General features: G+C 61.1%; 11 protein-coding genes. All 11 read right to left on the bottom strand.

Annotation, left to right across the window (positions count from 1 at the left end):
- Positions 1 to 110 precede the first annotated feature (110 nt).
- Positions 111 to 1,844 (bottom strand): PAS domain S-box protein, encoded by a 1,734-nt coding sequence (locus HY067_14865; protein ID MBI3529236.1) that lies wholly within the window; start codon positions 1,842 to 1,844, stop codon positions 111 to 113.
- Positions 1,837 to 4,977, bottom strand: a complete 3,141-nt coding sequence (locus tag HY067_14860; GenBank protein MBI3529235.1) for an amino acid permease — start codon at positions 4,975 to 4,977, stop codon at positions 1,837 to 1,839. Before HY067_14860 ends, HY067_14865 begins: the two co-directional genes overlap by 8 nt.
- A 118-nt stretch (positions 4,978 to 5,095) precedes the next feature.
- Entirely contained in the window at positions 5,096 to 5,278 is a 183-nt protein-coding gene (locus HY067_14855; GenBank protein MBI3529234.1) for a hypothetical protein, read from the bottom strand.
- Between the two features lie 520 nt (positions 5,279 to 5,798).
- Complete coding sequence (locus HY067_14850) at positions 5,799 to 6,512, bottom strand: RNA polymerase sigma factor FliA (GenBank protein ID MBI3529233.1); 714 nt, start codon at positions 6,510 to 6,512, stop codon at positions 5,799 to 5,801.
- A gap of 52 nt (positions 6,513 to 6,564) precedes the next feature.
- A complete protein-coding gene (locus HY067_14845) occupies positions 6,565 to 7,458 on the bottom strand; it encodes a hypothetical protein (protein ID MBI3529232.1) in 894 nt (297 codons plus the stop codon).
- A 10-nt stretch (positions 7,459 to 7,468) separates the two neighbouring features.
- The gene (gene flhF, locus HY067_14840) at positions 7,469 to 8,767 is read right to left on the bottom strand and encodes a flagellar biosynthesis protein FlhF (protein ID MBI3529231.1); all 1,299 of its coding nucleotides are present in this window, start codon (positions 8,765 to 8,767) and stop codon (positions 7,469 to 7,471) included.
- Positions 8,764 to 10,854: a flagellar biosynthesis protein FlhA gene (gene flhA / locus HY067_14835; protein MBI3529230.1), complete on the bottom strand. Its 2,091-nt coding sequence runs from the start codon at positions 10,852 to 10,854 to the stop codon at positions 8,764 to 8,766. The genes flhF and flhA overlap by 4 nt, the downstream gene beginning before the upstream one ends.
- Positions 10,854 to 11,996, bottom strand: coding sequence for a flagellar type III secretion system protein FlhB (gene flhB, locus HY067_14830; protein ID MBI3529229.1), 1,143 nt, complete (start codon positions 11,994 to 11,996; stop codon positions 10,854 to 10,856). Before flhB ends, flhA begins: the two co-directional genes overlap by 1 nt.
- Positions 11,997 to 12,122: 126 nt before the next feature.
- Positions 12,123 to 13,448, bottom strand: a complete 1,326-nt coding sequence (locus HY067_14825) for a chemotaxis protein (protein ID MBI3529228.1) — start codon at positions 13,446 to 13,448, stop codon at positions 12,123 to 12,125.
- Positions 13,449 to 13,477: 29 nt separating this feature from the next.
- Entirely contained in the window at positions 13,478 to 14,146 is a 669-nt protein-coding gene (gene cheZ / locus HY067_14820; GenBank protein ID MBI3529227.1) for a protein phosphatase CheZ, read from the bottom strand.
- 53 nt (positions 14,147 to 14,199) lie between these two features.
- The gene (gene cheY, locus HY067_14815; GenBank protein ID MBI3529226.1) at positions 14,200 to 14,601 is read right to left on the bottom strand and encodes a chemotaxis response regulator CheY; all 402 of its coding nucleotides are present in this window, start codon (positions 14,599 to 14,601) and stop codon (positions 14,200 to 14,202) included.
- Between the last annotated feature and the right edge of the window lie 35 nt (positions 14,602 to 14,636).

Below are 14,636 nucleotides of genomic sequence, written 5' to 3'. Positions count from 1 at the left end.
TGCTATATCGTTCAGTAGCCGCTGGGCCTGTTCATGGCGAATTCGTAATCAGGCGGGCAGGGACCTTGCCAATACCATTGAAACCGCTGTGCGGATCGCGATAACCGGTGTCAGATCCCCGCATCCGGGAGGAAAAAATAGATACAGGCGCCTTCGCTGAGCCGGCTTTCCGCCCAAACCGTTCCGCCATGCTTGTATGCAATACGCCGCACGATGGAAAGTCCGACCCCCGTTCCGTCGAACTGCGACCGATTATGCAAGCGTTGGAATACCCCGAACAGCTTGTCCGCGTAAGCGCTATCGAAACCCACTCCGTTATCGGCCACGGAGAACCAAACCCAGCCGTTCTCCCGCTTCCAGTCGATAGTGATCGTTGGTTGCACGGCATGCTGGCTAAATTTGACGGCGTTATCGATCAGATTGTTCCAGACCTGTTTCAGTAAGACCGGATCGCCGGTCACGGTCGGCAGTTCGCCGACCACGAAGCGCAGGTTAGTCGACGCCTCGCCCTGCGCCGCCGCAACGCTTTCCCGCATCAACTCGGTCATGTTGACAGGCTGGCGATCGACCTCGCGCCGGCCCAAGTGGGCTAACTTGAGCAGTCCATCCATCAATGCCCCCATGTCCACCGCGTTCATGGCGATCCGCTGCAGAAAGTGGCGGCCCTTGGCACTGAGGCCGTCGCCATATTCAGCAGTTATCATGTGCAAGTAACCCTGCAACCGGCGCAGCGGCGCGCGCAGGTCGTGGGCGACGCTGTAGGTGAATGAATCGAGTTCGGCCACCGTTTCCCGCAATTCCGCGGTACGCCGCTCGACGCGCCGCTCCAGCTCCCTGTTGAGCTGGCGCACCCGGGTTTCGGCCCGCTTGCGGTCGGTGATATTGACTACTTGCGCGATGTACACTTTCTCGCCCCCCATGACCTCGGTCTCACAGGAAATCAGCACGTCGAGCGACTGGCCCGCCCGGTTCCGTTGTTGACACTCGTGATTCAGTATACGGCGGTCCTCTTTCAGGATTGTGAGGATCTCCGTGAATTTCTCCCGATCCTCCCAGAGGTCGAGCTCGGCCATCTGATATCCGACCATCTCTTCGTCCCGGTAACCGTAGAGCGCCAGTGCCGATTTGTTCACATCGCGGATGCGGCCGTCCACAACACGTATCACGAATATGGGTATCGGACTTTCCTGAAAAACGGTGTGGAACCAACGCCGGGACTCGAGCACCTTGGTCTCCGCCAGTTTGTGTTCGACCACCTCCGTCTCAAGCTTGTGGTTGGTCAGGCTCAATTCGCTTGTGCGCCGGGCGATCCTTCTCTCCAAATCTTGCATCGTTGACCGGGCCTGCCAGAGCAGCCGCCACTTTTCGGTCAGCGCCGTGGCCAGTTGCAGCACTTCGATGATATCAAACGGCTTCTTCAGAATGATCATCCGGTCCGAGTGGCCGAGCTTCGCCACCATCTCGTTCCACGAATAATCGGAATAGGCGGTGCATATCACGATCTGGATGTTGGGATCGATGTTCCAGATTTCATGTGTCGTTTCTACGCCATCCCAGCCGGGTGGCATGCGCACGTCAACAAAAGCCATCGCGTAAGGACGCCCCTGCTGAAGGGCATTTTTCACCAGCGTCACTCCCTCCCGTCCCTGGAAGGCCGAGTCGACCTCGCATTGGATTTGCCTATCCGTGTTCGTTGGAATCTCAAAAAGCGCCGTCTCGACGGCGTCCAATGCAGGGCGTGTGGTTTTACCGGGGGAAAGAATCTTGCGAAAATCATCGTGGATGGAACGACTATCGTCGATGACCAGAACGCGCCGGTGTTGGTCCGCATTCAAATTATTCATGTGAGATTTCCTTCCTCTCGTATGGCAACTCAAGTGTGAACGTGGCGCCTTGGCCAAGGCCGTCGCTGTGAACGGTCAACGAACCACCTATTTCCTTCGCGGCCAGCGCGCCGCTGTGAAGGCCGAAACCGTGACCGCCTTTCCGGGTGGTAAAACCGTGACTGAAAATGCGGCTCAGATTTTCCCGTGGAATTCCCACGCCATTGTCGATCACGGATATCTTGATTCGGCCATCACCGTTGCCCACTCGAATGGTCAGCCGTTTGTTTGCGCGCCCGGATTCGTCGCAAGCATAATTGGCGTTACGCACCAGGTTCACCAGGATTTGCACGACCTTGTGCTTGTCGACGTTTATCGGCGGTACGTTTTCAAATTCACGGATGACCTCGACCCCGTTGCGACTTAAAACGCCGACATTCATGTGTAGGCTGTCTTCCACCAAGCCGTTGATGTTGACGATTTCCTTGACGCCGGAAATCTGCGCATCACTTTGCTGCATCGCCACAACCTCCTTGATGTGCTCGATGTGTTTTTGCAATTGGGCAAGCTCTTCGAGCACGGCGGCCTGTTCGTCGGCCAGATGCTCGGATAGTTGCCCGAGATAGCCTAAGACCTGCATGCCTTTAGCGTCGGTAGTCAGGAAGGCGCCCAAGTCGGTCTCGTGCCGACGCAACAACGCGACGACTTTGGACAAGTTGGCGCTCTTGGACTTTCTTAGAGCATCGGCCACGCAGGAGGAGCTGACATTGACGCTGTTGAGGACGTTGCCGACGTTGTGCAAGACGCTCGTTGCAACCTCGGCCATTCCCGCGCGATGCGACAGCCCGCGCAAGCGGTTGTTCATCTCGGCCAGCGCCTCCTCGGCTTGTTTGCGCGCCGCGATATCGGTGTTGATGAAGAGAATCGCCTTGGGTTTACCCTCGTTGTCGCGCAGCAACGTCCAGCGACTCTCGACGATCAGATCCCGCCCGTCGCGCGTGACCTGCGCCAGATCGCCGCTCCAGTCACCTCTTTCAAGCACGACTTTCTTCGCTTCGGCGAATTTTGTCGAATCCTGGTAAATGGGTGCGCCGCCCGTCAGGCCGGCGAGCTCCGCGAGTTTCCAGCCGTAAAGGTTCTCCGCACTCGGGTTCAAATAGACAATCTTGTCATTGAAATCCCCTACCAGGATCGCGTCCGTGGCTTTGTCGAGCAACGCGGCCTGTTCGCGGGACTGCTCCTCCGCACGGTGGCGCTCGGCGAGCTCGAAACGCAGGCGCTCGTTCGCTTCGGTGGTCTCGCGCGCGCGCGAAAGACCCTCGCGCGCGCCTTCCAGTCCGATAACGGCACGCCCGATCTCCTCTTGGAGCTTGTTAAAACTCAGCGCCATATCCCCGACTTCGTCCCGCGAATGGGCCACCACCGGCACGAACTCGAACCGGGCCTTGGCGGCATCGAGGTCCCCCGCAGCCAGCGCGCGCATCGACCGCGTGAAATCCGCGAGCGTGCCCGTTACCAGTCGCTCGGCGGCTTTGGAAACTTCGACCGCGGAGTGTGCGATCATTCCTGGCAGAATCAGGCCGACGCTGATGGTCAGCAGCGCGACGGCGACGAAAACGTCTTCCAGCATCGCGATGAGCGCCGTGTCGTGCACAGGAACGTGGCTCACCGCAATCAGATAGCCGACGGCGTCCAGCATCAGCACTAGCAGCATTGCGCCAGTGAGCTTCAAATGAAGCGTGCGGGCAATTCGTGGCAGACCCAGCTTTCGGCGATCGGATATTTTGCGCCACGCGTAGAGTACCGCACCCGAATAGGCGAAGGCGACTCCCGTCAGCACCGTCGGAAGACCAAATTGCTGGAATCCGAGCACCGTAGTGAGCGCCCATGTGCAGGCCGCGAACAGTCCGACCGTGATCATGCCGCGGGGCGCGCGATACGGGCGCACCATCTCCGGATGGTTCCGGCGCAGGAGCCAGACGGCGACGTTTGGCATGGCGATGCCGATGAGATAAGTAAGGTTCGCCGCCGCGATCAGCCACACCGGGTCGCCGATCAGAAGAAACGCGATCGCCATGGCCGCGGTGATGATCGTCGTGACCCATGGCGCATCCGTGCGCGAGCGCTTAGCCATGAATTCTGGCAGCAGGCCATCTTCAGCCAGCTGCGACAACGTACGGGCCGCGCCCGCCAGAGGCGCGATCGTGCCGTGAAACATGTTCAGCATCATGAACCAGATCGCCGCCGCCTTGGCCGCGCCGCCGAGCAGCGGCGCAAATGTCGGTCCGAGTTCGAGCGCGAGGTCCCTGCCCAGCGGTTCCGGTCCCAGCGCGCCGAGCCAGACTACCGGCAACACAATGAAGTAGAGGGACGCGAGCCTCGCGCTCGCGAACATCGCCCGCGGCACGTTCCTGTTCGGATTGATGGTCTCGCCGACGTGACAGGCGGACTGTTCAAAAGCCGGTGCGGCGAAGCCGATAAGATACAGTCCGGCCATCACGCTGGTGACCTGGCCGAACCATCCTTCGAACGGCACCGTAAGCTGAAATGTAAACGCTCTTTGCCAATCGACTTGGCCGCTGAACATCGGAACCACCGCGGAGAGAAACGCAAGACTCGCCGAAGCCGTGGCAATCGGCATGGCGAAACGCATGACCCATTTCACGCCACAAAGATTCACCGCCGTAAATAACAGCACGATGCAAGACGCGAGGAGTGACACCGGAAACCCGGGCAGATACCACTGATGGATCGCCGATGCCGACAGCAGCGCCGTCAGGCCGCAGGTTGGCACCCATCCCCACCAGTAGCAGACGCCCGTGAGGTTCGCAAGCACGGGGCTGTAGGGCCGAAACGCTTCTGCGCAGGTCGCCGCGATGCCACCGACGCGATTCGGAAACATCATGATCAGTTCCGTCCAAGCCGGCATCGCCGCCCAGCTCAGAAGCAGGCCAACGATCAGTAACGGCACGGCCGCGCTACCCTGACCGGTAGTGTCCCCCTGGCCGATAAAGAGCGCGCCGAACAAGAACAGGCTTTGATTGATGCCGCCCATGGCGACGGCGGTGGTACCAAACCAGCCGACGGTGCGTGGATGAGGACGGGGTACTGCAGCGCTATTGCGCGAATTATTATTATGAGAAGCTGGTGACATACACTCAATTACGGCGAGTTCTCCCGCAGGTTCTGTCGCGAAGTTTTCGTATGAGCGAGGAAAAACGCTGCTTCGCGCCGTCTTATCCGCCCAGCGAATAAAACTGCGCGAAGGCAATTCAAATCAGATTGCGGACGGTATCATAGCTGAGCACTGCCCCGTGCTTGGCCATCATCTTCCCGATGTGACGGAAGCTGAGGGAGAACCGGAAATAGAGGTAAGCGCGATAGCCGCAGATCCCGGCGAGGAACCCGTGTCTCTTGTAGAGGCCGGCAGGCAGGACACTACGCGAAGTATTCATCGCCGCATCACATCATGAGTGCGGCAAGTTGACAATACCCACAAGCAATCCTCTGAATAACCACTCTGCCATCGTGCCAAACTGTTTTCCCGATGAAGAGACTTGGCGGATCGAATAATATCGTTTATAAACTATTTTTACCTGACATTGCCACCCTTTTCCCACTCAGCGAAACCGCTCGACCAGATTGGCGAGCCGAAGCACGCCGCGCAATTCGCGGTAACGCCCTACTGGTGCATTTGCTTCCCGCGCGCTCTTTAAGTGCGCAGCAGCACTTTTTAAATGCGCGGCAGCACTTTGCCTTCCGGCGTTCGAACCGACGTAGCGCCGCGCACATCGTCGCACCGTGACCGTGCGCCTTAAGGGTGATTAGGGCCTATTAACCGGCTCTTGTCTGCTCGGAGAGAAAAGACCTGCGCGGAGCCAAGTCGGCTGGTGACCGGAAAACAAAATGCCGGCGTGACCGGCATTCAATTTTCATCCATCGCGCCTGATTGAGCGCGTTACGCCTTTCGATGGTTCATGGTTCTTCCCTTAGCATCGATCGCAGCCGCGCAATGGCCTGGGTGTGGATCTGGCATACGCGCGATTCGCTGACGCCCATCACTTCGCCGATTTCGCGCAGGTTCAGATCCTGCTCGTAGTACAGGCCCATCATCATCTTTTCGCGTTCGGGCAGGTCTTTGATCGCCTCGATCAGGCGCGCGCGCATGCTCTCCTCGACCAGATTTTCCAACGGACTCTGGTGTGCGTGGCCGGCGTGACGGTCGAGAAAGTGTTCATCGTCGCCTTCGCTGTAGTCCTCGTAGTAGACCAGTTGATGACCGCGCGCTTCCTGCAGCATCTGCTGGTAATCGGGTAGCGACAACTCCATCTGGTTGGCGATTTCGTGCTCGCTGGGCTGACGGCCCAGGCGCTGCTCGAGCGCATGCATCGCCTTCTCGATCGTGCGCATGTTCTTGCGGATGCCGCGCGGCAACCAGTCGCAGTTGCGCAACTCGTCCAACATCGCGCCGCGAATGCGCTGTGCGGCGTAAGTCTCGAACTGCGCGCCCTGCGTCTCTTCGTAGCGGCCGACCGCGTCCATCAAGCCCATCATGCCGGCCTGGATGATATCGTCCACTTCGACGCTGGCTGGCAGCTTCGCCATAATGTGATGGGCAATACGCTTCACCAGCGGGGCGTACTGCTGGATCCACTCCTGCCTGTCTTGCGCTCCGGTTGCTGTGTACATGCCTGAACCCCCTGCTTGCCTGTGCCCGCGATGTTCGCGGGCAATTTGTCTCTCATGCCGCCGAGAGCGCAACTGTGCCCACCTGGACGCGACTGCCCAGGATCAGACGCTGAACGAAACGATCCATCCCCTCCGCCGCTTCCCGCGGCAGCGGCCACTGCATGATTTCCTGCGCCTGCCGCCGCCATTGCACGGAACTGGGCGCGTGCGGGAACATCTCGACCGCAGCGCGTCCGACATGGCCCGACTGGGCAATGCGCTCGTCTAAAGGAACGACGCCGAAAAACTCCAGGCCGGCACCCAGATGCCGATCGGCTACGTTGGCCAGGTTGTAGTAGGTCGCCTCGCCTTCGGCTTCCGAGCGTGTCATCGAAACCAGCAGATGCAAATTGCACGCGCCAAGCTCGCGATGCATGAGCTTGATCATGCCCAGCGCATTGGCCTGGCCCGTTCCGCTGCTGGTGGAAATCAGAATGGTTTCCTGCTCGGGATGGGCTAGCGGCAGCAGGCGGCTCGATGTGCCCGCTGCGGTATCGACCAGAATGAAATCGAGAGCGCCGCCGACTCGCGCAAATCCTTCGACCAGCCTGTCGCGGCCACCCTCGTCAATGCCGGCCAGCGCCTGAACGCCACGTCCGGCCGGGAGAATGACCAACCCCTCCGGTCCGGGCACAAGTGTCTGCTCGAGCGCGCGGCCGCCGCGCACGGTATCGGCCATGTCGGCCACGGTATCGATGCCGAGAGTAGCGGTCACGTTGCGCGGACCGCGGTTCTCGTCGAGTAGCATCACGCTGCGTCCCGCCTGCGCGATCGCCACCGCGAGATTGATGGCGGCGCAGGTTTTGCCGATGCGCGCGCCGCCGGAGACCAATGTGATCACTTTCGGGATCTGCTTGCCGAGCAGGCGCCGCAGTCCTTCGGCCTGGTCGGATGGCTGTAGGCTCATCAACACCGCCTCAGATGGCGAATTCCGCGCCCATCATGGCGGCGGGAATGTCCTGCTCCGACAGAGCACGGATCGGGTTGTCTTTCGCCGCGGACAGGGCGCGGTGCAGCAGGTATTCGCGGTTTACCGGATGAATGTCTTCCGGCACCCGCTGTCCGTTGGCAACGTAGTGCACCGGCAGCCTGTGACGGATCACCGCGTCGATCACCGCGCCAAGGCTGGCCGCCTCGTCGGTCTTGGTGATGACGCATCCCGCCAGCCCTTTGCCCTTGTAGGAATTCACGACGTCCTCGAGCGTGTCGCCCTGGCAGGTTGCGTTCAACAGCAACAGGCGTTTGACACCTTCACCCTGGCCACTGAACATGGCAACCTGTTCGGCCACATGCTGATCCTTCTGGCTCATGCCGACCGTATCGATCAGCACCATGTGCTTGTTGCGCAGTTCGGACAGTGCGATCTCCAGATCGGCGGCATCGCGCACCGCATGCACCGACACGCCGAGAATGCGCCCATAGATGCGCAGATGTTCGTGTGCACCGACCCGGTAGTTGTCCGTGGTGAGCAGCGCCAGCTTTCCCGCGCCGTGGCGCACTACGCAACGCGCAGCCAGCTTGGCGGTGGTCGTGGTCTTGCCCACGCCGGTGGGACCGAGCAGCGCGTAAACACCGCCCTTGGTCACGATGTCGTCCGCGGTACTGGTGATGAGATTCTTGTCGAGCGCTTTCTTGATCCAGCCACGCAGAGCCGTCATGCCGCGATCGGCCGGCGACTTTTCCAGCAAGCGGCGCGACAACGCCGGACTGAAGCCGCCGGCGAGCAGCGTCGACATCATGCGCAGCTTGTCCGGTTCGCGGCGCTGCATGTCCCCGAACATCAGACCGGAGAGCCGTTCGTTGATCAATCCGCGCATCGATTGGATTTCACGGATTACGGTGCGCGCGATCTGCTCGGTGGCCGGCGCCAGGATCGGAGCCGCGGCAACCGGTGGTACCGGCTGCGCCGGCTTCGATTGAGCAGCGGCTCGCGCCCGCTGCGCGTGTGCGGGCATGGGCATCTCTACCTTGACCGTCTGGGAATTCTGTACCGGGGGGTTGTTCATCGCCGTGCGCACGACGGCAGGCTTCTTGGCCACCACCGGTTCGCGGGCCGCACTATCGAAGGCGCGTGCGTCGGCATGCGGTATTGCGAGAATCTCGACGCCACCCTCGACGCGACGATTTGACAGGATGACGGCGTCGGCGCCGATTTCGCGCTTGACCTGGTGCAGCGCCTCGCGCGCATTGGTGGCGAAGAATTGCTTTACGTTCATGACCTACCTCCGAGAATGGCAGCCACGCGGATCTTGCGGTTGTCGGGAATTTCGGTGTGCGCGATGACGCGCAGATGCGGAATCGTGCGCCGCAGAAAGCGCGACAGCGGCGCGCGCAGTTGCGGTGCGACCAGCAATACCGGCGAATGCCCGAGCTGCTCGAGTTTGGCAGACGCCGTCGCGGCCTCGGCGGCCAGCGCGTCGGCCAGGCCGGGTTCGATGCCGGGCGAACCGCCGGTCTGCATGGCCTGGATGAGCAGGCGTTCGAGATCGGGCGACAAAGCCACGACCTGGACTTCGTTGCCGGCGGGCGCGATCTGCTGTGCGATGGCACGGCCGAGCGCGATACGAACCTGCGCCGCAAGTTCATGCGGATCCTGCGTGCGCGTGCCGTGCTCGGCGGCGGTCTCCAGGATGGTGCGCATATCGCGGATGTGCACACCCTCTTCCAACAGCGATTGCAAGGTCTTCTGCAGCACGGCCAGCGTAACAATCTTGGGCACCAGATCTTCGACGAGCTTCGGCGCGTCCTTGGCGAGATGATCGAGTAGTTGCTGTACCTCCTGACGGCCGAGGAGTTCGGAGGCGTGCTGCTGGACGATATGATTCAGATGCGTTGCGACCACCGTGCTCGCGTCCACGACGGTGTAGCCCAACACTTGCGCGTGTTCGCGCTGGGCGGATTCGATCCAGACCGCCGGCAGTCCGAACGCCGGATCGGCGGTCACCGTGCCCTGCAGCGTGCCGCTGACGCGGCCGGGATTGATGGCCAGGAATTGCCCGGGCAACGCGTCGCCGCGGCCGACCTCCACGCCCTTCAGTGCAATTCGATAGGCGCCTGGCTTGAGCTCCAGATTGTCCCGGATATGCACCGCCGGCGGCAGGAAGCCGATCTCCTGCGCGAACTTGCGGCGAATGCCCTTGATCCGACGCAGCAGCTCACCGTCCTGGGCCTGATCGACCAGCGGGATCAGGCGATAGCCGACTTCGAGTCCGAGCGTATCCACATGGGTGACATCGCTCCAGGACGCGTCCTGCGCCTCGAGGGCTTTGGCCTCCGTCGGCTGCGGAGCCTGAGGAGCCTCCGGTTCTTCAGCCTGGATCTTGCGCATCGCATAGGCGATGCCGCCCATCAGGGCTGCCAGCAGCAGGAAAGCGATGTGTGGCATGCCGGGGACGATGCCAAGTGCGCCGACGATGCCGGCCGTGATCGACAGGGCTTCGGGCCGGCGCAACAGCTGTCCCACGAATTGTTCGCCGATCGGTTCATCCGAGCCCACCCGGCTCACGACGATACCCGCGGCCACCGAGATCACCAGCGCGGGAATTTGCGCAACCAGGCCGTCACCGATGGCCAGCAGAATGTAGTTGTGCGCCGCATCTCCGATCGACATGTCATGCTGGATGACGCCGACCACCAGGCCGCCGACGACGTTGATCAACATCACCAGGATGCCGGCGATCGCGTCGCCCCGAACGAATTTGCTGGCGCCGTCCATGGCGCCGTAGAAGTCCGCTTCCTGTGATATTTCCGCACGACGCTTGCGTGCCGCCTCTTCGCCGATCAACCCTGCATTCAGATCGGCATCGATCGCCATCTGCTTGCCGGGCATCGCATCCAACGTGAAGCGTGCTCCGACTTCCGCGATTCGGCCGGCACCTTTGGTAACGACGACGAAATTGATCACCACCAGGATGATGAACACGACGAGGCCGACCGTGTAGTTGCCGCCGATCATGAAATGGCCGAAGGCTTCGATGACTTTGCCGGCGGCGTCGCCACCGCTATGGCCCTGCAGCAACACGACCCGGGTGGATGCGACGTTCAGCGACAGGCGCAGCAGCGTGGTGACCAGCAGCACCGTCGGGAAAACAGAAAAATCGAGGGGCCGCACGGTATAGAGTGCGACCAGCATGACCATGATCGAGAGCGCGACGTTGAAGGTGAACAGCACGTCGAGCGCGAACGGCGGCAACGGCAGCACCATCATCCCCATGATCAGGATGATCAGCACGGGCCCGGCCATCACGTTCAGATGCTTTGCCGGGATCGCCAGGCGTTGCGCGGAAGCCGCGGCGGCAGCCATCACGATTTACCTTGCTGAGGATCGAGGTCGGCCGGAACGACGATTTCGCCCGGCAACTGCGGCGCACGACCGCCTTCGAGGTTGAAGCGTCGCAACTGGAATACGTAGGCCAGCACCTCGGCCACTGCCGTATAGAGTGTTTCCGGAATTTCGTCCCCGAGATCCGTGTGGCGATAGAGCGCGCGGGCGAGCGGCGGCGCCTCCACGATCGGTATGCGATGTTCCTGCGCCAGTTCGCGGATGCGCATGGCGGTGAGATCCTGGCCCTTGGCGACGATGCGCGGCGCCCGCATGGAGTTTTCCTTGTACGACAACGCCACCGAGTAGTGCGTCGGGTTCGTGATGACGACATCGGCCTTCGGCACTTCAGCCATCATGCGTTTGCGTGCTGCCTCGCGTTGCAGGCTGCGGATGCGCGCCTTGATCTGCGGATCGCCTTCGGATTCTTTCGCTTCACGCTTGAGCTCGGCGCGCGACATACGCAGCTTGCGGTAGTGGTTCCAGAGCTGGTAAGGCACGTCGATGGCGACGATAAGCACCATGCCACCGACCATAAGAATCAGCGTCCAGCCCACCAGGCGCGCCGCATGCCTGGTGGCGCTGGCGGTAGTTTCCTGCGAAAGCGACAGGACGGCATCGAGACTGTTCCAGATGACCATGGTCGCGACTCCGCCCACCACGAGCACTTTCGAGATTGCCTTGGCCAGTTCCACGAGTCCGTGGGCCGAGAAGATGCGACCGAAGCCGCTGAACGGGTTGAGACGGGAAAAATTCGGCTGCAACGGCTTGAGCGTGAACAGCCAGCCGTTCAACAGCAGCGGCGCGACCAGGGCGGCCAGAAATGCCGCTGCGAGCACCGGTGCAATGGTCATGAAGCCGGCGCTTCCGTGCCGGCCCAGCATGCGCGCCATTTGTTCCGCGCGGAAACCGTCCTCGGCGGACAGCGTGAGCCCGCTGCGCATCAGGCCGGTCAGGCCGGAAAGAAGCTGGCCCCCCAACACCCAGATCGATGCCCCGACCGTGGCCAGCAGGGCAAACGTATTGAGTTCCTGCGACCGCGCAACCTGCCCTTCCTCGCGGGCTTGTTCGAGCCGTCGGGGGGATGCGGGTTCTGTTCGTTCGAAATCGTTTTCGTCAGCCATGGCATATCCATTTCCTATGGCTACGATTATTAGGGGCGGGCCGTCAGATCAATCCGACAAACAGGAGGGCGTTTGCGGCCCAATTCGGAAGGGCAGGACCCAGGAGTCCCCCTTTTCCGCTTCGCGCTAGTCAACCCGGTAGGCGATTCGAAAATTTCCCCAATGTCGCCCCTTTACCCAGATCGGAGCTGACAAGTCCTTCATCAATGCATGCTGGCCGCCTCCCATGTCGCGCCGATAGCTTTGCAGCAGAAAGCGTTTGCGGTTGCGGCCGGCCGCCTTGCCCGTGCGATCGGTGAAAATGCGCCGGTTGCGGGAGTTTGCCGCGTTCCATACCGGATCCTTGCCCTGCGGCTTGGCAAACTTGCGGTTATGCGTCGGCAGGAAGGTATTGCGATCCACTGCGGCGCAGTAAACCACCTTGGGACTGAAGCCGAGCATCGGTTCCTGGATCGGTGGCAGGACGCGATCGGTAAGCGCGAGAAAGTGCGTGGTGTACTGCTGAGGATCGGTTCCGGGGATCGGCTTATAGTCCTCGTCGAACAAATCGTCGAGCGTGATCTCGCCGCGATCCACTGCCTGCTCGAACAGCTGTCCGACCCTCGCCGCGGTCTCGATGGCCAATTCAATGTAGGGCGTATCCTCGGTTTCCAGCCCGCTGTCGACAGTGAGTTCGATCAGTTTCTCGCTCAGTCCCAGCAATTCATCGACCCTCCCCCTGGCGCGCCCGAGCGAGCGGCCGGTGTGGTCGAGTTCGCGCGAAAAGGACCCCACGGACTCGTTAACGGCATTGCAGATCGAGGTGTTGTCCCGTGCGCTTTGCGCCACCGCGCCGATACAGCCGTGCAACTCACGAAAAGCGCCCTGAATGGAGTCCCGCTCTCCCGAACTGCCGTCGTCGCAGATATCGCGGGCCAGCGCTTCGACTTTCTTGCCCAGTTCCCCAACGGTATTCATGATGCGCTTGCTGGCCTCCTCCACCTGATGCGCAAGGTCCTTCACTGCACCTGCCACGACCGCGAATCCGCGACCGGCCTCGCCCACGCGGTTGGCCTCCACCGCCGCGTTGAAAGCAACAAGACGGGTCTGAAAGGCGATTTGGGAAATGCCTTCTGCCGCCGTCAATACCTGCTCCAGCACACTGCTCATGACCGTTACGTCCTGCGCCACCTGCTCGACCGTGCCGCGCGCTGCGGCGGAAATCTTCCCCGCGTGCTCCACCGCGGATTCGATGCCGAGATTTGAATCGACCATGCGGCCGACCTCTTCGCGTAATCCGGTGAATGCCTTGGCCTGATTGGTGCCGAGCTGGACTGCATCGTCGAGCGAACCCGCGATGTCGGCCGCTTCCCTGCCGAGCCCTGAAACGCGCGTCGCAAGTTCGTGAACGAAGCCCTGATAGTCCGGTTGCTGTTCGAATTCGTCGGGACTTTCTGGAAGAACGGCGCTCACGTTGTCGGTCCGTGCGGCCCTCCCGGATTCTAGAATCCGAGGCTTTCCAGCAAATCGTCGACCTGTTTCTGATCGGTGACGACATCCGAACGGCCATCGGCCTTGATGACCGGGCCATTGAGGAGGCCGGGGGAATTCGCGTCGGCGCGATGCCCGGAGGGAACGTTGTCCACCAGCAACTGCACGAGCTGGCTTTCGAGATCATGAGTCACGGCTGTCACCCGCTTGATCACCTGACCGGTAAGGTCCTGGAAATCCTGGGCCATCATGATCTCCATCAGCTGGGCATTGGTCGCCTCGGCCCGGGACGGCACTTGCGTCAGGAATCGGCGGGTATCGGCAACCAGTTGCCTGAACTGTTCCAGCGAAAGTTTCCCGTCGAACAACTCCTGCCAACGTTCATCCAGACTGGCCGCATCGTTGGAAAGTCCGTCCTGGATCGGTCGTGCGATTTCGGTGGCGGTCAGCGCGCGCTCGGCGGCTTTCTCGGTCATGCTGGCGATGTACGACATGCGATCGCGCGCATCGGGGATCTGCGCGGCTGCTTTCTCGAGGACCTTGTCGTAGCCCAATTCGCGCAGACTGTCGTGCAGCGACCGGGTCATCTGGCCGACCTTGGACAGCAGACGCTCGCCGGGATAGGCTTCTTCCAACGGAGTCTGCGCGGACTGGAAGTACTGCTCGACGGTGTCAACCATGGCGGAGGGCTGGGTCATTTTGGTTTTTTCTCAGCATGCGGCGCGAGCCGGATTCAGGCGGCGGCCTGCGTTTCCATATTCTGGAAAATCTTGTTGAGCTTCTCGTCCAGCGTCGCAGCCGTGAACGGCTTGACCACGTAGCCGTTGGCGCCGGCCTGCGCGGCCGCAACGATGTTTTCCTTCTTCGCTTCAGCGGTCACCATCAGTACCGGAAGTTTTTTCAGACTCTCATCGGCACGAATCGACTGCAACAGCGTCAGTCCATCCATATTCGGCATGTTCCAGTCGGAGATCACGAAATCGAATTCGCCGGCCTTCAGCTTCTGCAACGCAATGGCGCCGTCTTCAGCCTCGTCGACGTTGCCGAAACCAAGTTCCTTGAGCAGGTTCCGGACAATCCTCCGCATCGTGGAAAAATCGTCCACGACCAGGAATTTCATATTCTTGTCAGTCATTTGTCTCTCCGGATTGAGCAGATGTTCGGTTACCC

Source organism: Betaproteobacteria bacterium (assembly GCA_016194905.1).
Classification (GTDB): Bacteria; Pseudomonadota; Gammaproteobacteria; order Burkholderiales; family JACQAP01; genus JACQAP01.
Note: the sequence above shows the minus strand (reverse complement) of the source record. Positions and strands in the feature narration are given on the sequence as shown.